This window comes from Photorhabdus antumapuensis (assembly GCF_020387775.1).
Classification (GTDB): Bacteria; Pseudomonadota; Gammaproteobacteria; order Enterobacterales; family Enterobacteriaceae; genus Photorhabdus; species Photorhabdus antumapuensis.
In genome coordinates this window covers 17,853-41,151 of record NZ_JAHZMK010000031.1, presented here as the reverse complement: position 1 = coordinate 41,151, position 23,299 = coordinate 17,853, and the positions used below count along the sequence as shown (strand labels likewise).

At 47.5% G+C, this 23,299-nt stretch carries 7 protein-coding genes and 1 pseudogene; 3 read left to right on the top strand and 5 right to left on the bottom strand.

The features are described 5' to 3' along the window. From KZ793_RS13375 to KZ793_RS13365, 3 genes are all read right to left on the bottom strand, one after another. A partial coding sequence (locus tag KZ793_RS13375; RefSeq protein WP_225815785.1) for a non-ribosomal peptide synthetase occupies positions 1-16,714 on the bottom strand: 16,714 nt, incomplete at its 3' end. Next, on the bottom strand, positions 16,711-17,082 hold the full coding sequence (locus tag KZ793_RS13370) for a hypothetical protein (protein ID WP_225815784.1): 372 nt from the start codon (positions 17,080-17,082) through the stop codon (positions 16,711-16,713). The genes KZ793_RS13370 and KZ793_RS13375, both read right to left, overlap by 4 nt. A gap of 1,093 nt (positions 17,083-18,175) precedes the next feature. Beyond that, on the bottom strand, positions 18,176-19,192 hold the full coding sequence (locus KZ793_RS13365; RefSeq protein WP_225815783.1) for a formamidase: 1,017 nt from the start codon (positions 19,190-19,192) through the stop codon (positions 18,176-18,178). 467 nt (positions 19,193-19,659) lie between these two features. Between KZ793_RS13365 and KZ793_RS13360 the strand changes: the two genes are divergently transcribed. The 3 genes from KZ793_RS13360 (at position 19,660) to vapC (ending at position 22,121) form a co-directional block, all read left to right on the top strand. Continuing rightward, positions 19,660-21,207, top strand: coding sequence for a Fic family protein (locus KZ793_RS13360; protein WP_225815782.1), 1,548 nt, complete (start codon positions 19,660-19,662; stop codon positions 21,205-21,207). Positions 21,208-21,481: 274 nt separating this feature from the next. Then, the gene (vapB, locus tag KZ793_RS13355; protein WP_255619352.1) at positions 21,482-21,724 is read left to right on the top strand and encodes a type II toxin-antitoxin system VapB family antitoxin; all 243 of its coding nucleotides are present in this window, start codon (positions 21,482-21,484) and stop codon (positions 21,722-21,724) included. Then, on the top strand, positions 21,717-22,121 hold the full coding sequence (gene vapC / locus KZ793_RS13350) for a type II toxin-antitoxin system tRNA(fMet)-specific endonuclease VapC (protein ID WP_225815781.1): 405 nt from the start codon (positions 21,717-21,719) through the stop codon (positions 22,119-22,121). Before vapB ends, vapC begins: the two co-directional genes overlap by 8 nt. A 206-nt stretch (positions 22,122-22,327) precedes the next feature. Here the strand turns inward: vapC and KZ793_RS13345 are convergent, their stop codons facing one another. Together KZ793_RS13345 and KZ793_RS13340 are read right to left on the bottom strand one after the other, a co-directional pair. Then, on the bottom strand, positions 22,328-22,684 hold the full coding sequence (locus tag KZ793_RS13345; RefSeq protein WP_225815780.1) for a hypothetical protein: 357 nt from the start codon (positions 22,682-22,684) through the stop codon (positions 22,328-22,330). A 73-nt stretch (positions 22,685-22,757) separates the two neighbouring features. Further along, positions 22,758-23,072 (bottom strand): annotated as a pseudogene (locus KZ793_RS13340) (fucose-binding lectin II); the annotation flags it as partial. Positions 23,073-23,299 lie beyond the last annotated feature (227 nt).

Below are 23,299 nucleotides of genomic sequence, written 5' to 3'. Positions count from 1 at the left end.
AACCCGAAGTGTAAATCACATACGCCAGATGTCGGGCGGTGAGCGCCGGAACGTGCGGATTGTTGTCCGGCTGATCAGGCAGAACATTCGGATCAAGTACCGTTAACGCCGTAAGAGCAGGTTCACCCAGCGCAGTACGGCCCGCATTATCCGCCAGTACCACTGACGGCGCCGCATCCGTAAGCATATAAGCCAGCCGATCACCGGAATAGGCCGGATCCAAGGGGACATAAGCCCCACCCGCTTTCAGTACCGCCAGCAGCGCCACCACTCTTGACGGTGAACGCGTGACACAAATCGCCACCCGTTGATCGGGCTCTACTCCGAGTCCAATTAACTGATGGGCCAATCGGTTAGCACACGCATTCAGTTCTGCATAACTGAGGGTTTGCTCTCCATGGACCAATGCCGTCGCCTCAGGGTTTTTCGCCACTTGCTGTTCAAACAGGTGATGAATGCACAACTGATCGGAATACGCCGTTTGTGGGCCATTGCCGATTTTCAGTAGCAGCTTCCTTTCGGCTGTCGGTAAAACCTCCAACTGCCGAACCGGAGTTTCCGGGGCATGTTCAAGCGCTGCCGCCAAACTTTCCAGCGCCTGTTGCATATAGCCACACACCCGCTCGGCATCAAACGGCTGGACAATTTGCGCTGTCAGCCCCAGTGCATTACCAAAATCTTCCACCGACAGCGTAAACGGATAGTTAGTCCGCTCCTGTGCACCGAGGAATTCGACACCGCTCATGATTTCATCCGATGCCGCCAACGATGCATTGTGCCGATAATTTAGCAAGGTACTAAACAGGGGCGTTCCTCCCTGCACTCCGCTACAACGTTGAGCCAGTGCCAGCGACGCATGTTCATGCGCCAGCAATCCCGCCAGCCGGTGATGTGCTACCTGTACGCTGTCTCGTACCGGGGCATCATCCATATCCAACCGTAGCGGCAAGGTATTGATAAACAGCCCCATGCTGCTGTCAGCCCCTTCGCCCGCCGCCATACGCCCAAACAAGACGGTGCCAAATACCACCTGTTTCTGTTCACTGGTACGCGACAGCACCTGCGCCCAGGCCAAATGACACAGCGCCGCCACACTGACACCTAACCGCCGCGCCTGACCCCGTAAGCGGTTATTTAACTCAGCGTTCAACATCCGGTGCGATTCGGTCATCTGCGAACCATCATGGCGGACTTCTGCCAACCCAAACGGTAACGTTGGTTCAGTCACCTCAGTCAGCATCTCAGTAAAGAAACGGGTATGTTCTGCCTGACTCATCCCTAACCGAGCCTGCGCCACCAGATTGCGGAATGGCACCGGGATTGTCAGCACCGGGATTGTCAGATCGTTTTCCTGCCCATCAAAGTATGCCTGAACTTCGTAATTCATCACCTCCAGCGCGGTATGGTCGCCAATCAAATGATGCATCAGTTGCAACACCATCCAGCGGCCATCACTCTCCTGTGCCACCATAAAGCGCAACAATGGCGCCTGCCCCAAATCGAGACGATATTGGCGTGGGTTAAACCGTTGCGCTAATTGCTCACTGATCGGTCCGTCAGCCGGATCTAATGTCAATTCTGTCACTGACAACCGCACCTGACGGCAGACAACCTGCACCGGAACGGATAAGCCTTGCCAGATAAAGGCGGTGCGCAAGATGTCATGACGGTTAATCACCTGCTGAACCGCCGCCAGATAACGATCCAACAAAGGCCGATCAGCAAAGGCCATTTGACTGGCCAGCAGATAAGGATCACCTTCGTTTGCCAGCAAATGGTGGAACAGAATCCCGTCCTGTAGCGGCGACAACGCATAGATATCCTGAATATTCGCCATCCCGCCCGGTATCTGGGTGACGATGTGATCAATTTCAGACTGAGTGAGATCAATCAGCGGTAACATTTCTGGCGTTAACACCGTGGTGGCCGGTGTAATGACGTTAGCAGGCACACTTTCCGCCTGATTCAGCTTCAACATTTGAGCAAGTTCAGCCAATACCGGAGATTGGAACAGATCACGTACCACCAGCGTTAGACCCAAGTTACGCAGACGTTCAACCATGCGTACCGCCAGCAACGAATGGCCGCCCAAAGCAAAGAAGTTATCGTTCCGACTGATCCGCTCAATCCCTAGCAGCTCACACCAGATAGCGGCCAGTACGGTTTCGGTTTCTCCCTGTGGCGCGGCGTAAATCTGGCGGGCAAAGTCTTTCTCCCCCGGTACGGGGAGCGCCCGGCGATCCAGCTTACCGTTGGGCGTCAGCGGAAAAGTATCCAGACACACAAAAGCCGTCGGCACCATATAATCAGGCAAAACGGCACTCAAATAGGTACGCAGATTATTAACCAATCCTTCACCCGCTTCCGCCACCACATAAGCAATCAGCCGTTTGTCCTGCCCGTCACCTTGTGCCAATACCAGCGCTTCATGCACTGCTGAATGTTCAAGCAACCGAGCTTCGATTTCCGCTGGCTCAATACGGAAGCCACGGATCTTGACTTGTTGGTCATTACGGCCAATAAACACCAGATTGCCATCCGACAGATAACGCGCCAAATCCCCAGTCCGGTACATCCGTGCTCCCGGTTTATCGCTAAATGGATCAGCTAAGAAACATTCAGCGGTTAATTCCGGGCGATTAAGATAGCCACGCGCAACACCAATCCCACCAAGGTACAATTCCCCTGTTGCCCCCAACGGCACCGGCTGGCCGTAAATGTCCAACAGATAGATACGAGTGTTGGCTGTTGGGCGACCAATGGGAACCAACTCATCCTGATAATCCGATGGGCAACGCCAGCTAGCGGCACAAATAGTGATTTCTGTCGGGCCATAAGCATTGAATACCGTGGCCTTGCCGCACAGCGCCTTAAGCAACGCCGCACTGGGCGCTTCACCACCCAATATTAACGTAGGTCTTATCGTTATCGCCGGCAAACCAGCCCCATCCCGCAACAGAGCCGGTGTCAAGCAGGCGTGCGTTACCGCTCGTTCTTCCAGATAATGCCAGAGAAGGTTGTGGTCCTGACGAACAGCCTCATCAGGAATAACCAAAGTGGCGCCACTGCATAGCACCATCATGATTTCCCAAACACTGGCATCAAAACCAAATGAGGCAAACTGCAACATCCGACTAGCAGAATGAATGTCAAACTGGGCGATTTTTTCCTGAATCAGGTTAACCAGTCCACGATGTTCAACCATCACCCCTTTCGGCGTGCCGGTCGAGCCGGAAGTGTAAATCACATACGCCAGATGCTGTGAGGTTAATGAAGATACCAGCAGATTGCTGTCCGGTTGGTTAGGCAATAAATTCGGATCAAGTATGGTCAGTTCTGCCAACGCTTTTTCACCCAAAGCAGTACGTCCAGCATCATCCGCCAGTAAAATAGCGGGGTCAGCATCAGTCAAAATATGAACCAACCGTTCACCGGGGTAGGCGGGATCCAATGGCACGTAAGCGCCTCCCGCTTTTAACACGGCTAATAGCCCGACTATCCTCGCAGGTGAACTTGCTACGCAAATCGCCACCCGCTGATCTGGCGCTACGCCCAGCGCAATAAGTTGGTGCGCCAATCGGTTAGCATCAGCATTTAATTCCGCATAACTGAAGAGCCGCTCTTCACACACCAGCGCCGTAGCCTCAGGGTTTTTCTCTACCTGTTGCTCAAATAGCTGATGAATACATAACGAGTCAAGATACGGTGTCTCGGTTGTGTTCCAAGTTTCCAGCAACAGTTGGCGCTCCGTTGCTGTCAAAACCTCCATTCTGGCAACCGACTGTTGAGGATGCGTGACCATTGATTGCAGTACCTGATGCAGATACCCCACATGTCGCGCAATGGTGGGTTGATCAAATAGGGCCGTTGCATAATTCAGATAACCTACAATCCGCCCATTCACTTCAGACAAGTTCAGCTCAAGATCGAATTTGATCACATCAAAAGCTTGATCGACAGGTGATACAGCCAGCTCCGGTAATACCCATTCGGTATGCTCATTGTTCTGCCAGGCAAACATCACCTGAAACAGCGGTGTATGAGCCAATCTGCGCGGCGGTTGCACGATTTCCACCACCTGTTCAAATGGCAAATCTTGATGCTCCTGTGCCGCCAGTGCGGTTTGCCGCACACACGCCAGCAATTCAATCACACTGGGTGCATCTGACAAGTCGATACGTAAAGCCATCGTATTAACAAAGAAACCCATCAGCGATTCCACCTCTTGACGACCGCGCCCTGCACTCGGTGTACCAATAACTAAATCTTCCTGACCTGACAAACGCGACAAAACCGTGGCCCAAGCTGCCAACAGGGTCATAAATAGCGTGACACCCTGCTGCTCACTTAAGCGTTTGAGAGATTGAGTTAACTCTGCATCCAGATTTATCGGCAAGAGATTCCCGGCAAATGACTGTTCAGCCGGACGTGGCCGGTCAGTGGGCAAATCCAACAATACCGGCGCGTCAGCCAGTACGGTACGCCAATAGTCGGATTGGACCTGTACCCGCTCAGCGGAAAGCCACTGACGCTGCCAAGCGGCATAATCAGGATATTGAATGGCTAAAGGTGGCAATGGATTTGGCTGTTGATTCAGGCAAGCTGAGTAAAGAGCGCTCAATTCTAATTTCATAATCCCAAAAGACCAGCCATCAGAAATAATATGATGCTGAGTCAGTAAGAAGAGGTAATCATCATTAGCTAGCTGTACCAGTGCGCAACGAATTAATGGGCCACGGGCAAGATCAAACGGTGTTTTAGCTTCCTGAGCACACAGAAATTCAAGCTCTGTTTCCACATCAGACGCTTTGCGAAGATCATAATTTTTTATCAGCAGGCCAAATTCCGCCGGTAATAATTCAACCTGAGGCTGACCGTTAACTGCAACGAATACCGAGCGTAACGCTTCATGACGGGCAAACAGCGCATTGAGCGCCTGCTGCCAGGCGGTAATATCTAGCTGACCATGCAAACGCAACACCATCGAAATATGGTAGGTATCACTCACTCCTTCAAACTGCGCCAGGAACCATAGACGCTGTTGAGCCAATGACAACGGCAATTTACCCTGACGAGATATCGGCACAATCGCTGATAATCTCACAATCTCTGATAATCTATTGTGCTGCTCATCGAGCCGGGCGCTTATCGCTTCGGCAAAAGCGGCCAAAGAGGGTGATTTAAACAACATGGTTAATGGCAATTCAATGCCTAAAGCCGTTACCCGGTTTATCATCCGAACAGCCAACAGGGAATGCCCCCCCAAAGCAAAGAAATTGTCATGTCGACCTATTCGCTCAATGCCAAGCAACTCACGCCAGATAGCCGCTAGTACCGTTTCCATCTCTCCTTGTGGCGCTTCATAGACCTGATGAGCAAAGGCTGCCTCTCCCGGCATCGGTAATGCCCGGAGATCTCGCTTGTCATTAGGTGTTAGCGGGAAAGCATCCAGACGGACAAAAGCCGCCGGCACCATATAATCAGGCAAAATGGTACTCAAGTGTTCCCGCAAGCTAGTCACAAGCCCATCATCCGGCTCTGCCACCACATAAGCGACCAGCCGTTTATCCTGTCCATCACTTAATGCCAGTACCAACGCTTCACGCACCGCTGTGTGTTCTGTTAACCGGGCTTCGATTTCCCCCGGCTCAATACGGAAACCTCGAATTTTCACCTGCTGATCATTACGGCCAACGAAGATCAAATTGCCATCTGGCAGATAACGAGCCAAATCCCCAGTCCGGTACATCCGTGCCCCCGATTCATCACTGAACGGGTCCATCAGGAAACGTTCAACCGTCAGTTCAGGACGATTAAAATACCCACAGGCAACCCCATCTCCGCCGACATAAATCTCACCGATCGCCCCTAACGGCACCGGTTGACCATAAGCATTCAACAGATAAAGGCGCGTGTTAGCAATTGGTCGGCCAATGGGAATCCTTGCTTCGCCCGGTGCTAACGCTGTAATACGATATGTTGTGGTAAAAGTGGCTCCTTCACTTGGACCGTAAGCCTGCAATAATTGCCGTGGCCGACTATCACGCAAAACTTGTGCAATCACCTGTGGATCGGGAACCTCTGCCCCGGTAATCAGCGTTTTTATCTGAGGCAACACCGGGGACAGCGCCGTCGCTAGCCGGTTAAGCAGCCCGACACTCATCCACAACATGGTAACCCGATAAACCTGTAAAGCCCGGACCAAATCCGGTGGCGTCAGTAAAGTTACAGGGTCGATAACCACCAGCGCACCACCATTAAGTAACGGCGCCCAAACTTCAAAAGTGCTGGCATCAAAAGCCGGGTTAGCGGTAAAAGCCACCCGATCATCCTGCCCGATTTCCGCATAACCATTATTGATAACCAATCGGACTACCGCGCGATGTGGCACCACTACCCCTTTTGGCGTACCGGTCGAACCAGAGGTATACATGATATATGCTGGTCCAGTGCTAAAACGGGGCAAATTAAGATTAAAACAACCTTCTTCCCCGCTCATACTGGTCTCTCTAGCAAATCGGAACACCGGCGTCATCAGGCCAACCGGGATATCAGCCTGTGCATCAGTCAGCAACAATTGAGCCGAACAATCGTTTATCAGCCAATTTTTCCGCTCATCCGGCACCTTGGTATCGACAGGTACATAAACGGCGCCAACCTTGAGAATAGCTAACTGAGCCACTACCAGTTCCACCGATCGTTCTAGCAAGATGGCAACATTATCATCAGGCTGGACCCCCTGTTCGATTAACTGATGGGCCAACTGATTAGCACAAACATTCAATTTCGCGTAGCTGAGTTGCTTATCTCCTGCTATTAGCGCAGTAGCTTGCGGGGATTTTTCTACCTGTTGTTCAAATAATTGATGAATACATCGCTGATCAGGATACGCCTTTTCAGTCGCATTCCAGGTTTTTAACAACAATGTGCGTTCAGTATCCGGCAGAATGTCTAGCGTCCGCACCGCTATGTCTGGGGTATGTTCTAGTGCGACCACCAGACTTTCCAGCGCCTGTTGCATATAACCGCATATTCTGTCTGAATCAATCGGTTGAACGATTTGAGCCGTCAACCCTAGTGCATCACCAAAATCCTCCACCGACAAAACAAACGGATAGTTAGTCCGCTCTTGTCCACCAAGAAATTCAATACCACTTATAACGTTATCTAAGGTTAGCGGCTGCGCATTATGCCGGTAGTTCAGCAATGCACTAAACAGTGGCGTTTCCCCCCGTATTCCACTGCAACGCTGGGCCAGTGCCAGTGGCGCATGTTCATGTTCCAGTAATTCCGCCAACCGGGCATGGGCTACCTGTACACTCTGCTGCACCGAGGTATCATCAATATCCAACCGCAGTGGTAAGGTATTGATAAACAGCCCCATGCCGTTACCAGCCCCTTCCCCTGCCTGCATACGTCCAAACAACACGGTACCAAACACCACTTTCTCTTGACCGCTGGTCTGAGATAACACCTGTGCCCAAGCCAGATGGCACAAGGCCGCCAGACTGACACCCAACCGCCGGGCCTGACTACGTAAGCGATTATTCAATATGGTTGTCAACATCCGGTGTGATTGGCTCATCTGTGAACCATCATCACGTACTTCCGCCAACCCAAAAGGCAATGTCGGTTCATCTACCTCTGCCAGCATCTCGGTAAAGAAGCAAGTGTGTGCTTCCTGACTTACGCCTAATCGGGCCTGAGCCACCAAATTACGGAAAGGTACTGGTACAGGCAGGCTATTTTCCTGTCCAGCAAGATGGGCCTGTACTTCGCTGTTCATCACTTCCAGCGTGGTATGGTCACCAATGAGGTGATGCATCAATTGCAGTGCGATCCAGCGACCATCGGTCTCCTGCACCACAACAAAACGTAGCAAAGGAGCCTGATTTAGATCGAGACGATACCGACGTGGGTTAAAACGCTGGTTTAACTGGTCACTGACTGGCCCATCAGCCGGGTTCAGTGTCAATTCAGTCACTGGCAACGATGCCTGACGCCAGACCACCTGCGCCGGAACAGATAATCCTTGCCAGATAAAAGCCGTACGCAGGATGTCATGACGATCAACCAGCCGTTGCATCACCGCTAAATAGCGCTCTAGCCGCAGCCGATCAGCAAAGGCTATCTGGCTGGCTAACAGATACGGGTCACCTTCATTTGCCAACAGATGATGGAATAAGATACCGTCCTGCAACGGTGATAGGGCATAGATATCCTGAATATTGGCAATTCCACCGGGAACTTGTTCGACAATGTGATCAATCTCAGGCTGAGTGAGCTCAATCAACGGCAACATTGCTGGCGTCAATACCGTAGCCGTCGGCGTAATGGCATTCGGCGGTACCACCACAGCCCGGTATTGCCCCAATGTCTTGGCAAGTTCGGCAAGCACGGGACACTTAAATAAATCCCGCACAGCTAACGTCAACCCCAGGTTGCGCAGATGTTCAACTAACCGTACCGCCAGCAACGAATGGCCACCCAAGGCAAAGAAATTGTCATGTCGGCTAATCTGCTCAACACCTAGCAAATTACGCCAGATAGCGGCCAGTGTGGTTTCTGTCCCCCCTTGTGGTGCTGCATAAATCTGACGAGCAAAAGCCTCTTCACTCGGCATCGGTAGCGCCCGACGATCCAGTTTGCCGTTTGGGGTTAGCGGGAATCCATCCAGACGCACAAAAGCCGCTGGCACCATGTAGTCAGGTAAAATAGTACCCAAATGCTCACGCAGTCTGGTCGCTAGCCCGTCATCCACCTCCGCCACCACATAGGCAACCAGACGCTTATCTTGCCCATCATTCAACACCAACACCGCCGCCTCACGCACGACAGGAAGCTCTGTCAACCGTGCTTCAATTTCGCCCGGTTCAATGCGGAAACCACGGATTTTTACCTGCTGGTCATTACGACCAAGGAATTCCAAGTTGCCATCCGGCAGATAACGAGCCAAATCCCCGGTTCGATACATGCGTGCTCCCGGTTTATCGCTAAAGGGATCAGCCAGAAAGCGTTCAACGGTCAATTCAGGACGATTGAGATAACCACAAGCCACGCCATCACCACCGACATAAATCTCACCGGTAACGCCCGGCGGTACCAGTTGACCATCAGAATCCAGCAGATAAACGCGGGTATTCGCTATCGGTCGGCCAATGGGGACCCTCGTCGTTCCTTGCGGTAACGCCACAATACGATACATGGTGGTAAAAGTGGTGCCCTCACTGGGGCCATAGGCTTGTAATAATTGTTGTGGTGGATGATTACCTAACACCTGAGCGATCACATGAGGATCAGGGATATCTCCCCCGAAAATCAGCACCTTAATCTGTGAGAAAATCGGAGATAATGCTGCCGCTAGTCGGTTAAACAGCCCAATAGTCAGCCACAGAACGGTGATTCCCTGAACCTGTAAAACCCGAATCAACGCCTGCGGCGTCAGCAACGTAGCATGGTCGATAACCACCAACGCACCACCATTAAGCAAAGGCGCCCAAACTTCAAAGGTGCTGGCATCAAAAGCAGGATTAGCGGTAAAAGCAACCCGGTCATCCTGCCCAATTTCGGCATAGCCATTATTAATAACTAACCGAACCACGGCACGATGCGGCACCACGACTCCTTTAGGGGTGCCAGTCGAGCCGGAGGTATACATAACATACGCGGGTTTGGTGCTAGAGCGCCGTAAGTTAGGGTTGAAACCCTCCTCTTCTCTACTCGTGCCGATCTCATTGGAGAGACGGAATAACGGCACAACCAAACCAACCGGGATATCAGACTGTGCATCGGTAATCAGTAATTTGGCTGAACAGTCGTTTATCAGCCAATTTTTCCGCTCATCCGGTACTCTGGGATCGATCGGCACATAAACGGCACCAATCTTAAGGATAGCTAACTGAGCAGCTACCAGTTCAGCGGATCGTTCTAACAAAATCGCTACGTGGTCATCCGGTTGGATGCCTTGTTCGATTAGCTGAGCAGCCAACCAGTTAGCATAGCCATTCAATTCCGCATAGCTGAGGCGCTTATCCCCTGCTATCAACGCTGTAGCCTCTGGTTTTTTTTCCACCTGTTGCTCAAACAACTGATGGATACACAACTGCCTAGGGTACAGGGTTTCAGTGGCATTCCAGTTTTCCAACAACAGTTGACGCTCCGACAGCGCCAAAATATCAATTTCACTGACCGATTGCTGAGCATTAGCAACCATCTCTCGTAGTACCGTGTACAGATATCCCACATACCGTTCAATAGTGGGTTGATCAAACAGGGCAGTTGCATAATTCAGATAACCCACAATCCGGCCATCCACCTCAGACAAATTCAGTTCGAGATCAAACTTGGCTATGTCAAGGAGAGGAGCAACAGGTGAAACGGCCAGCCCCGGCAATACCCATTCGGTATGCTCATTGCTCTGCCAGGCAAACATCACTTGAAACAGCGGCGTATGTGCCAATCTGCGCGGCGGTTGCACGATTTCCACCACCTGTTCAAACGGCAGATCCTGATGCTCTTGCGCTGCCAATGCGATTTGTCGCACACGCGTAAGCAACTCAATCACATTGGGTCGACCTGACAAGTCGATACGTAAAGCCAGCGTATTAACAAAGAAACCCATCAGCGATTCCACTTCTTGACGGCTGCGTCCTGCACTCGGTGTTCCAATAACTACATCCTCCTGACCTGACAAACGTGACAGAACCGTGGCCCAAGCCACCAACAGGGTCATAAATAGCGTGGTGCCTTGCTGCTCACTTAAATGCTTGAGAGATCGAGTTAATTCCGCATTCAGCTTGATGGACAAGAAATTCCCGGCAAATGACTGTTCAGCCGGACGTGGCCGGTCAGTGGGCAAATCCAATAATACCGGCGCGTCAGCCAGTACGGTACGCCAATAGTCGGATTGTGCCTGTACCCGCTCAGCGGAAAGCCACTGACGCTGCCAGGCGGCGTAATCTGGGTATTGAATGGTTAAGGGTGGTAACGGATCTGGCTGTTGGTTCAGGCAAGCTGAATAAAGGGCGCTCAATTCTGATTTCAGAACCTCTAAAGACCAGCCATCAGAAATAATATGATGCTGAGTCAGTAAGAAAAGGTAATCATCATTAGCCAGTTGCACCAAAGCAGAACGAATTAATGGACCACAGGCAAGATCAAACGGTGTCTTAGCTTCCTGAGCACCCAGAAATTCAAGCTCTGTTTCTACATCAGGCGCTTTGCGGAGATCATAATGTTTTATCGGCAGACCAAATTCCGCCGGCAACAATTCAACCTGCGGCTGACCGTTAACTGCAACGAATATCGAACGTAACGCTTCATGACGGGCAAACAGCGTATTGAGCGCTTGCTGCCAGGCGGTGATATCTAGCTGACCATGCAAACGCAGGACCATCGGAATGTGGTAGGTTTCACTCACCCCTTCAAACTGAGCCAGAACCCACAGACGCTGTTGAGCCAATGACAATGGCAATTTGCCATGACGGGATATCGGCACAATCTCTGGTAACACAATCGCCGGTAACACAATCGCCGGTAATTTATTGTGCTGTCCATCAAGCCGGGTACTTATTGCCTCAGCAAAGGCGCTCAAAGAGGCTGATTTAAACAACGTGGTCAACGGCAATTCAATGCCTAGGGTGGCTATCCGATTGATCATCCGAACAGCCAACAGGGAATGCCCCCCCAAAGCAAAAAAGTTGTCATGTCGGCTTATTCGCTCAACGCCAAGTAATTCACGCCAGATAGCCGCCAATGCCGTTTCCATCTCCCCTTGTGGCGCTTCATGGATTTGACGGGCAAACGCTTCCTCTCCCGGTATCGGCAACGCCCGAAGATCCCGTTTGCCGTTAGGGGTCAATGGGAAAGCATCCAGACGGACAAAAGCCGTCGGCACCATATAATCAGGCAACATGGTACTCAAATGGATACGTAGACTGTTCGCCAGCTCCTCATCTGTTTGCGCGACAACATAAGCCACCAGACGTTTGTCCTGACCATCCCCCAAAGCCAATACAACGGCTTCACGCACCGCTGCGTGTTCTGCTAACCGGGTTTCGATTTCCCCCGGCTCAATACGGAAACCACGGATTTTAACCTGCTGATCGTTACGGCCAACGAAGACCAAATTGCCATCCGGCAAGTAACGAGCCAAATCCCCAGTACGGTACAGACGCGCATCAGCAATATCGCTGAATGGATCAACCACAAAACGTTCAGCCGTCAATTCAGGGCGATTAAGATAACCACATGCTACCCCATCTCCACCGACATAAATCTCACCGGTCGCCCCCAATGGCACCGGTTGACTATAAGCGTTCAACAGATAAAGACGCGTGTTAGCAATTGGCCGGCCAATGGGGATCTTGGCTGCGCCCGGTGCCAACTCAGTGATACGATATGTTGTGGTAAAGGTAGTTCCTTCGCTCGGACCGTAAGCCTGCAATAAGTGTTGTGGTGGATTATTGTGCAGAACCTGAGCGAGCACTTGTGGATCGGGAACTTCGCCCCCGGTAATTAACGTTTTTATCTGAGGCAGCACTGGGGACAACGCCGTCGCCAGTTGGTTAAATAACCCGACACTTAGCCACAACACGGTAACATGATAAACCTGCAAAGCTCGGACAAAATCCGATGGTGTCAGTAAAGTTACATGGTCGATAACCACCAGCGTGCCACCATTGAGCAACGGCGCCCAAACTTCAAAGATACTGGCATCGAAAGCGGGATTAGCCACGAAGGCAACTCGGTCATCAGGCCCAATTTCAGCATAACCATTATTGATAACCAGCCGGACTACCGCTCGATGCGGTACTACTACCCCTTTTGGCGTCCCCGTCGAACCAGAGGTATACATAATATATGCAGCGCCAGTGCTGGAACGGGGTAAGTTAAGATTGTAGCCATCCTCTTCGTTACAGGCGTCTGCCTCACCAAAAAGACGGAGTAACGGCACAACTAAACCAATTGGAATGTCAGATTGAGCATCGGTAAGCAGCAATTTGGCTGAACAATCGCTTATCAGCCAATTTTTCCGTTCATCCGGCACTTTAGGATCAACAGGCACATAAACGGCGCCAATCTTAAGGATAGCCAATTGCGCTACCACCAGTTCCACTGATCGTTCTAGCAAGATGGCAACATGATCATCAGGCTGGATCTCCTGTTCGATTAACTGGCGAGCTAACTGATTAGCACAGGCATTCAATTCTGCATAGCTGAGGATCTTATCTCCAGCTATTAGCGCGGTGGCTTCCGGGTTTTTTTCCACCTGTTGTTCAAACAATTGATGAATACATAACTGATCAGGATAAGCAGTTTCAGTCGCGTTCCAGGTTTTTAGCAACAAGGTACGTTCACTATCCGGCAAAATGTCTAGCGTCCGCACCGCAATTTCTGGGGTATGCTCTAGTGCTGCCACCAGACTCTCCAGCGCCTGTTGCATATAACCGCATATCCTGTCTGGATCAATCGGTTGAGCGATTTGAGCCGTCAGCCCCAGAGCATCACCAAAATCCTCCACCGACAAGACAAACGGATAGTTAGTACGTTCCTGCTCACCAAGAAACTCAATCCCATCCATGATTTCATTTGAATTCGTCGGCAATAAATTATGCCGGTAGTTCAGCAATGCACTAAACAGTGGCATTTCCCCCTGCACACCACTGCAACGCTGAGCCAACGCCAGCGAAGCGTGTTCATGTTCCAGCAATCCAGCCAACCGGGCATGCGTTGCCTGTACACTGCCTCGTACCGAGGTATTATCGATATCCAACCGCAGCGGCAAGGTATTAATAAACAGCCCCATACCACTGTCAGCACCTTCTCCCACTGCCATACGCCCAAACAGTACGGTGCCAAATACCACTTTCTCTTGACCACTGGTCTGAGATAACACCTGCGCCCAAGCCAGATGACACAAGGCAGCCAGACTCACCCCCAGACGTCTCGCCTGACAACGCAGGCGATCATTCAACGTGGCTGTCAACATTCGATGTGATTGGCTCATCTGTGAACCATCACCATGTACCTCCATCAACCCAAAGGGCAATGTCGGTTCATCCACTTCTGCCAGCATCTCGGTAAAGAAACGAGTGTGTGCTTCCTGACTGACACCTAACCGAGCCTGAGCCACCAGATTGCGGAAAGGTACTGGTGCAGGTAAGTTGTCGCCCTGTCCGTTAAGATAGGCCCGAACTTCGCCGTTCATCACTTCCAGCGTCGTATGGTCGCCAATCAGGTGATGCATTAATTGCAGTGCGATCCAGCGGCCATCACTCTCCTGTGCAACGACCAAGCGTAGCAACGGGGCCTGATTTAGGTCGAGACGATACCGACGTGGGTCAAAACGCTGGTTTAACTGGTCACTGACTGGCCCGTCAGCCGGATTCAACGTCAATTCAGTGACTGACAATTCAGTGACTGACAATTGTGCTTTTCGCCAAACCACCTGCGCCGGAACAGATAATCCTTGCCAAAGAAAAGCGGTACGCAGAATATCGTGGCGATCAATCACTTGTTGCATCGCGGCCAAATAGCGATCCAGCAGACCACGGTCAGCAAAGATCATCGGATAGGCCAGCAGATAAGGGTCACCATCCTTTGCCAACAGATGGTGAAACAAAATACCGTCCTGCAACGGTGACAGCGCATAGATATCTTGAATATTGGCCGTCCCGCCCGGCACCTGTTCAACGATGTGATCAATATCTGGCTGAGTGAGATCAATCAGTGGCAACATTGCTGGCGTCAGTGCTGTGGTCACCAATGTAATGACATTCGGCGTCACCACTACAGCCTGATACTGCCCCAATGTTTGGGCCAGCTCCGACAATACTGGAAATTGGAATAAGTCGCGCGCAGCCAGCGTCAGTCCAAGGCCACGAAGATGTTCAATCATGCGCATGCCAAGCAGTGAATGGCCGCCTAGCACAAAGAAACTGTCATAGCGACTAATCTGTTCAATGCCTAATAATTCACGCCAGAGATTCACCAACAGAGTTTCTATCTCTCCTTGTGGCGCGGCGTAAATCTGACGAGCAAAAGTCTCCTCGCCCAACCCCGGTAACGCCCGACGATCCAGTTTGCCGTTCGGGGTTAACGGAAAAGCATCCAGACGCACAAAAGCCGCCGGGACCATATAATCAGGTAAAACGGCACTCAAATAGCTATGCAGATTATTAACCAATCCCTCATCGGCTTGCGCCGCCACATAGGCAACCAGACGCTTATCTTGCCCGTCACTCAACGCCAGCACCGCCGCCTCACGCACCGCCGGAAAAGCGGTCAATCGGACTTCAATTTCTCCCAATTCAATGCGAAAACCACGAATTTTGACCTGTTGATCGTTACGACCAAGGAATTCCAAGTTGCCGTCTGGCAGGTAGCGAGCTAAATCCCCGGTTCGGTACATTCGTGCATGCGGTACATTACTAAAGGGATCGGCCAGAAAGCGTTCAGCGGTCAATTCAGGACGATTGTGATAACCGCAAGCCACTCCGTCGCCACCAATATAAATCTCACCTATCATCCCTGGTGGTACGAGCTGCCCCTGCTCATCCAATAAATAAATACGCGTATTCGCTATCGGACGGCCAATAGGAATATTGATCGTTCCTGGAGGTAATACTTCGATTCGGTATGTCGTGGTAAAAGTGGTGCCTTCGGTCGGTCCATAAGCATTCAATAACTGCTGAGGCGGGCTATTACGCAAAACCTGAGCAATTATATGAGGATCGGGAACATCTCCACCGACAATCAAATTTTTCATCTGCGGTAGAACCGGGGACAGCTCTGTCGCCAGTCGGTTAAACAGGCCGATACTTAACCATAAGATATTAATGTGATAACGGCCTAAAATCTGTACAAATTCCGACGGCGTTAGCAAAGTGGCGTGGTCAATAACCACCAATGCGCCGCCGTTAAGTAAAGGCGCCCAAACTTCAAAGGTACTGGCATCAAAAGCCGGGTTAGCCGCAAAGGCAACCCGATCATTGGGTTCAATTTCAGCATAGCCATTATTAATAACCAACCGAACCACGGCACGATGCGGTACCACTACCCCTTTTGGTGTACCAGTCGAGCCAGAAGTGTACATAATATATGCTGGATCGATGCTGGTGCATGGCAAATCAAGGTTGAAATAATCTACTTCCTTGCTCGTGTCTGTTTCACTAGAGAGACGAAATAGTGGAACAGTAAGGTCATTGGGAATATCAACCTGCATATTAGTGAGCAACAATTTGGCTGAGCAATCGTTTATCAACCCGCTTTTCCGCTCATCCGGCACACCGGGATCGATAGGAACATAAACCGCCCCCGCCTTGAGAATAGCCAATTGAGCCACCACCAATTCGATAGATCGTTCTAACAGCATCGCCACGTGGTCATTCTGACCAACTCCCTGTTCAATCAATTGACGAGTCAGCCTGTTAGCATAGACATTCAGTTCGGTGTAACTTAAGATTTTATCCCCCGCGATTATTGCTATAGCTGTCGGGGTTTGCTCCACTTGCTGTTCAAACAACTGATGGATACATAACTGGTCAGGATAGACGGTTTCAGTGGCATTCCAGGTTTCCAGCAACGGCGTGCGTTTAGCCTCTGACAACAGATCAAGCTTGCGGGCGGATATATCGTCACTCACCTTTTCTGACAACACCGACACTAATCCAGCATCAAAGATATTTCCCTTTTTAGCCATGCTATCTTTCATCTATTTACTACCTCAATAAATCTGTTAGATATTTGAAAGCTGTCATTCCCGGCTGCTATCAAAATGTTTTCTCTTACTTTTTTCCCACTTAATCTTTGGAAGAATAAAAACGGGCACACCAAGCGGAAATTAAGATACTCAGGCAACACTTGTTCTCTGGCGCTAAATGTAAATAACTGCTTAATTTCAATTCTGCGGTGATCACTTTCCTGACAACGGAACAAATAGCTCATCAAATGAACCACAAACAGGCGTTCTATTTCGTTCCCACCTTTTAGATAAATACCTTTGATTAACTGACGATGAATTCCATAACTAAAAACCGACTTACCGACGACTATTAATATGAATTTATTTCGATAACTCATTGCAAAATAAGCATTCCTTTTCAAACAACGAGTCAATGAAACGCTTTATCAAATACAATTTATTAAACATTTGCAAAAATAACCTGTACATTTAATTACTTTGAAATACAATCTCAGATTAAAATTAATCTATTTATATATCATTTGATAACAATATAGCCAATATCCGTATCGACGCCATATACCCTTCATCTTTCAAGCTGCTGCTTTGTTGGCTGCGCTCACTCACCCCAGTCACATAGTTATCTATGCTCCTGGGGATTCATTCACTTGCCGCCGCGCTGCAACTCGAAATCTATTAGGTATAACACATTGATTATTAGATAACATATTTCAGGAGATTTATTATTTAATGTAATTTATCAGATAGTCAGTAATATTGATTAGCGCAGAGTGAAAATAAGCTTCTATTTTTATATCGTTTAGCTTGCTAATACCTGTCAATATACCCGTTATCTTTCAAGCTGCCTCTTTGTTGGCTGCACTCACTCACCCCGGTCACATAGTTCTCTATGCTCCCGGGGATTCGCTCCCTTGCCGTCGCGATGCAACTCGAAATCTATTAGGTATATATACATTTAAGTTGTCTTACATAGCAATAATACCAAAGCATAAATCGTTTTCCCTTCTAAAATCCAATACAATTTTAGCATAATTTCTTCATAATTAGGAATATTATCATATATATTACAATTAAATCAGAAGCAGACTTTATATATCTAATTTATACTTAAAAAAACAAATCCATTTTAAATCATCATATAGAACATTAATTCATTCAATAAGTCAATAATAAACCCTTTATATAATCAATTAATAGCACCATATTACTTCAATAATTAACCAATAAGATATTTATAATATTTTCAATTAGAAAAAAATGATTTAAATCAATAAATATAGAATATAATGTAAAACAAAAACATCATAACCACTCCTATACGCATTATAAATAAATTTCCAAAATGGTGCTACACCTTATCTACCAACAACCCTATGTATAACAATGAGTTGAAGAAAACCATGTGTAGCGGAATTATGAAACCTTATTTATACCTAATAGATTTCGAGTTGCAACACGGCGGCAAGTGAACTACTCATCAACTTTCGGTAATGGCCCCAGTTTCACACCTTCTGGGTAATATTTCCAACCATCACGAATACGGATGTTTTCATCCCAAGGCAGTTTATATTCACCGTTTGCTAAATCACGCACCCAAGTCAAATAATTAGCTCTCTCTCCGCCAGGTTTACCAACATAACCCCGGCAACCAAGATTAAAAATACTGTTCTCTAGCGCCCAGTTTTCACGAGCCTTATCCGCCAGACGCGGGAACAGTTCAGCAGTAACAATTTCCCACGGATTACGCTGACCTTGCTGGATAATGTTACCGTCATAATTACAAATCGTACCTTCACCGAAATAATAAAACACCTCATCGTAGCCTGCCAGATTAACCGATACGGTATACATTAAATTCTGCCAGGCATTAGTGCGATTCGTCCAGATCCACTGGTCGTTAACTTGGGTAGAATAACCGGAAATGCGGATAAAAACGTTACAGCCTTTATAGGCCGCTTCGCGCGCCAGCTCAGGAAACATGCCATCATGACAAATACATACCGCCAGTTTTGCACCTTTGGGCCCCTCACAGACTGGCATGCCCAAATCGCCCGGCATCCAAGGCTCAATCGGCACCCAAGGCTGCAATTTACGGTAATGCAATACAATCTCACCGCTGCTGTTAATAATGATCGCGGTGTTATAAGGTGGCTGCGATGGATCTTCATTACGTTCCATTACTGAAAATACACCCCAAATATTGTTGCGAATACAAGCTCGACGAAAACAGTCAACTTCTGGACCATCCAGCGATAATAACATTTCATCATAGGTCCAGATCTTGGTATTTAATCCCTGAGCGGAATATTCAGGAAATACAATAAAATCCAAGTCAGGATAACCGCCTTTAGTTGAATCCATTGTTTTACAAATCCGCTGCACTTGAACCTGAATATCTTCAGGCCCCTTAATGACGGGAACAGGATATTGAATAGCCGCAATTAATAACGCTTCATCCCACGCACTGACACTTCCGGTACTGCCCATAAAGACCTCTGAATGAATAGTAATGATTAAGATTGAATAGCAGGTTTTATCGTTATACAGACAAATAGAGCGTTATCTTCACCCATCGTTAAGCGATTTCACTCATGCATAATAGCGTCTCTTTTGTTCACAAAAATGCGATCTATAACATTAAATAAAAAAATTAATAACTTTGTAGTAAAGAATACCGTTATTAATATTATGGTTAATTTGCCCTAAATAACTTTGAAATAGTTGAGCACTTTGCAGGAATTCAACCCGATTTCTGTAATATAAAGATCCCAAACCATCTGTTTAGCTTTTACAGCACGTTGGGCACCAGCAATCAGTTGGTAGGACTCAAATTCACTGTATTTGAGTGTAACTGCTAATAATGTAAGTGCGTAAAAGCTAATAATGCAATATCGTAACAGCTAATATTGCATTCCCATATTAGCTAATACTTGAACATTGACTGGAAGAAGAACATGGCAAAAACTGGAAACGAAAGGTTAGCAGAAGCGCTGAGGGCTGCAAGTGATGCGGCCGTGGGCAATGTGCTCAGCTCCAAGTCAATCACTGATAAGCAACGCACACTTCTGATCAATAAAGGTTATTTCAAGCAAATTATCAGGGGATGGTATCTCCTTGATGCAGATCTCACAACTGAAAAAGCGGGTGATTCAGTACTTTGGTATGAGTCCATCTGGTCTTTCGTTGGGCAGTACGTCGAAAGTATCTTCGGGGGTGATTACTGGCTAAGTCCTGAATCTTCTCTTGACTTACATACAGCAAACAATGCGTTACCAAACCAAATAATCGTCTACACCTCAGACACAGCGCCTCGCACTCTTAATCTGCCTAACAACATGAGCATGGTGATCATCAAGGGAAGAATTCCCTGTAAGACTGTTAAAGTAAACGGCATAAATGTTCATTCGTTGGAAAGCGCACTAGTTGAAACTGGCCCACAAACCTTCAGGGCTAATCCCCTAAGCATTCAGCTAGCACTCCGAAATGCTGATCTCAGTCTGCTTTCAGAGGCAGTACTGACAACCAAAAATGTTGCCTCAGGAAATAGATTAATTGGCGCCTACGAGCAGCTAAAGATGAGAGCCGAAAGCCGGAAACTACAAACCATTATGGAGGGAGCCGGTTTTGAAGGAATTAAGCGGGTTAACCCATTTGACCATGTTCCGATAATTGTAGGCAGTAGTCGGGGAGAATCGCCAAGCGCAGTTCGTGTGAGGATTCTGTGGCAGGAGATGAGACAAGAAGTCATTGAGGTGTTTGATGACTTTCCACCACCTTTTGACTTCTTTGAGCGTTCAATCGAAGAAACACACGCCATGATGAGCAATCTCTACATAAGCGATGCCTACAACTCACTATCCATTGAAGGTTACAAGGTGACACCAGAATTAATCGAGCGCCTGTCTAAAGGTGACTGGTCGCCAGATACAATCCAAAGGGACAAAGCGCAGAAAGATGCAATGGCTGCCAGAGGCTATTACGATGCCTTCAACAAGGTGAAAGAGCTACTGCATGAGGCACATGAAGATAAGGAAGGCTTGGATATCCACTATCTGATCGACGTTGGCTTGACTGACTGGTTCACTGCATTGTTCAATCCCTGTGTAGATGCCGGAATTATCAACAGACTGGATTTAGCGGGATTTCGCAAAGGACCAATCTATATCCGCACTTCAATGCATGTACCGCCCTCCAGCGAGCAGTTAATGGACTGTATGGAAGCCCTGAAAGAGTTGATCGCTAACGAGAAGTACTTTGTGGTAAAGGCTATCTTAGGACATCTCTTTCTGGGTTATATTCATCCGTTCCCCGATGGTAATGGCCGCACTGCCAGATTCTTAATGAATTTCTTGCTGGTAATCGGAGGATACCCCTGGACGGTGATTAAACTCAAAAATAGAACCCAGTATCTATCAGCGTTAGAATCCGCCTCGGTAGGAAAAAATGTGCAGCCATTTGCAGAGTTCGTAAGACAATCCATGCAGGAGATAGAACCAATATGAAGTGGATATTGACCTGAATCCTAAAAATCGGGGCTGACAAGCCCCCTTAAAGGCCCGCAAATCTTCCAGCTTCATCGGTGATCTATTACAACAAATACCTAATTCCACCAAAAGTCTTCCATTAGTCAGGGGAGATCAAGCCGTTCCTCTCAAATTGAAGTTGCTGGCATAACTACAATAAACTTATACAACTTGCATTTAACATAGACCTTGCCCATATTCGATTTCATGCTATATACTCATGGTATATAGCAATAATCAAATGAGGTGTGCCATGATATATCAAAGTAAAGTTTTTATGAGCAACCGAACTCAGAATGTAAGGTTACCCGCTGATCTCCGTTTCCCTGATAATGTTAAAGAAGTTACTGTTAGGTCAAGAGGCAAGGAACGAATTATTGCGCCCGCACAGAATACATGGGATAGCTTTTTTCTGTCTGATCAATCTGTAACTGACGATTTTTTACCTGAACGTCCTGATCAAGTAACAAGTGAAAGAGAATCTTTCGATGATTAAGTATCTGCTCGATACTAACATCGTGATTTTCACGATAAAAAGGCGCCCTGAATCCATTCTGCCTAAATTCAATAAGAATACAGACCACATGGCTATTTCTACGATCACATTAGCAGAACTGATTTTTGGGGCTGAAAAAAGTGGAAATCCTGAGAAAAATCTGGCAGTTATAGAAGATTTTGTTTCTCGATTAACTATTCTTCCTTATGACGAACAAGCCGCATTTCACTATGGAAATATTCGTGCATCACTAGAAAAAATTGGAAAACGGATCGGAGATAACGATCTGCATATTGCGGGGCATGCAAGAAGCAAAGGATTGATAGTTGTTACCAATAACACAAAGGAATTCAATAGGGTCGATGGATTGAGAGTGGAAGATTGGACACTAGATTGACAATACTAAGCAAAATCTGCCCCTGTTAGTCGAAGTCAGAGATATCACATAAAAATCGTACCGATATTATATTTTCTACAAGATTCAGATAATGCTTCCATTATACGGACTATTTATGCCTGAAAATTCCGTGATTAACTTTATCGTACATAGGATCCAGGCACCAAATTTTCTTCTTAATTACTCCTTATCACGCAAATCTTAGGTTATTTAATCACTAATTCTTCTTTTTCTGATAGTGACCTCCCAGAATCCAAAGGTTGAAACTCAAATCCTCGTAGGTAACCGTTGTTAACACAAACATTCACAACAACTCTATTTAAATAGGCATCATTCAATGCTGAAGTAAATTTATCTGCGTTATCAGACATTAATTTTCCGTACCAAATACCATTAACTTTAACATTCACACTCGGCCCCTTTCTTAGCCAGTTTGATGAATAACTTACACTATCTATACGAGTTTCTTTAATAAATTCACCATCGCAAACTGCAACTAATGGATTTCCGGCAAAAGCAGCAAAAGGAAATAAACAAACTATAAATGAGATTATTTTTACCATTTTCATTTCCACCTAAAAAATTGTTAATAGTTTCATCGATGTTATTTATACCATGACCTAAAACATTCTTAACTCATACCAACGGCCAATTTAATATCACCACACTATCGTTATAATTATTGTTGGAACCATTTTCTGTGCCAACAATGGCTATCCCCAGTTTTCCATCAAATGTGTTATAGGAATAACGAAGTTTACAAGGTTTACCGTCTCCCTCAATTTCAATACAGACTTTCCCTTTACCTGATGTATAAGTCTTGATACCAATGACATTATCTGTTCCTTTTCTGATTAATGTATCTACTAGAAGGTCGTCAATATATACTTTTATGGTTTGTTGATGGATATCCGTATTGACATAAGCTACCAGACCAAATCTTATACTATAAGGTAACTGGAAGCAGTGTTTACCTGTGTCATTAGTGCCACATTCTCCACCACAATTTACCCCTTTGTCATTACCTCGATCACTGCCTAATAAATCAGTATCAACCGATACCGCAGCTTGAACTTTTTTGAAGGTGACGCCTTTCTAATTACTTTGAATGGAAGGTAGATCATGATCAATAGCATTCAATTTTAAATTAAACCGGGTATTAGCATTTCCTTTGAAAA

Excerpts from the sequence above, each read along its gene's own strand:
- KZ793_RS13365 (WP_225815783.1), bottom strand. The coding sequence starts at position 19,192 with ATGGGCAGTACCGGAAGTGTCAGTGCGTGGGATGAAGCGTTATTAATT.
- vapC (WP_225815781.1), top strand. The coding sequence starts at position 21,717 with ATGATTAAGTATCTGCTCGATACTAACATCGTGATTTTCACGATAAAA.
- KZ793_RS13345 (WP_225815780.1), bottom strand. The coding sequence starts at position 22,684 with ATGGTAAAAATAATCTCATTTATAGTTTGTTTATTTCCTTTTGCTGCT.
- KZ793_RS13370 (WP_225815784.1), bottom strand. The coding sequence starts at position 17,082 with ATGAGTTATCGAAATAAATTCATATTAATAGTCGTCGGTAAGTCGGTT.
- vapB (WP_255619352.1), top strand. The coding sequence starts at position 21,482 with ATGATATATCAAAGTAAAGTTTTTATGAGCAACCGAACTCAGAATGTA.
- KZ793_RS13360 (WP_225815782.1), top strand. The coding sequence starts at position 19,660 with ATGGCAAAAACTGGAAACGAAAGGTTAGCAGAAGCGCTGAGGGCTGCA.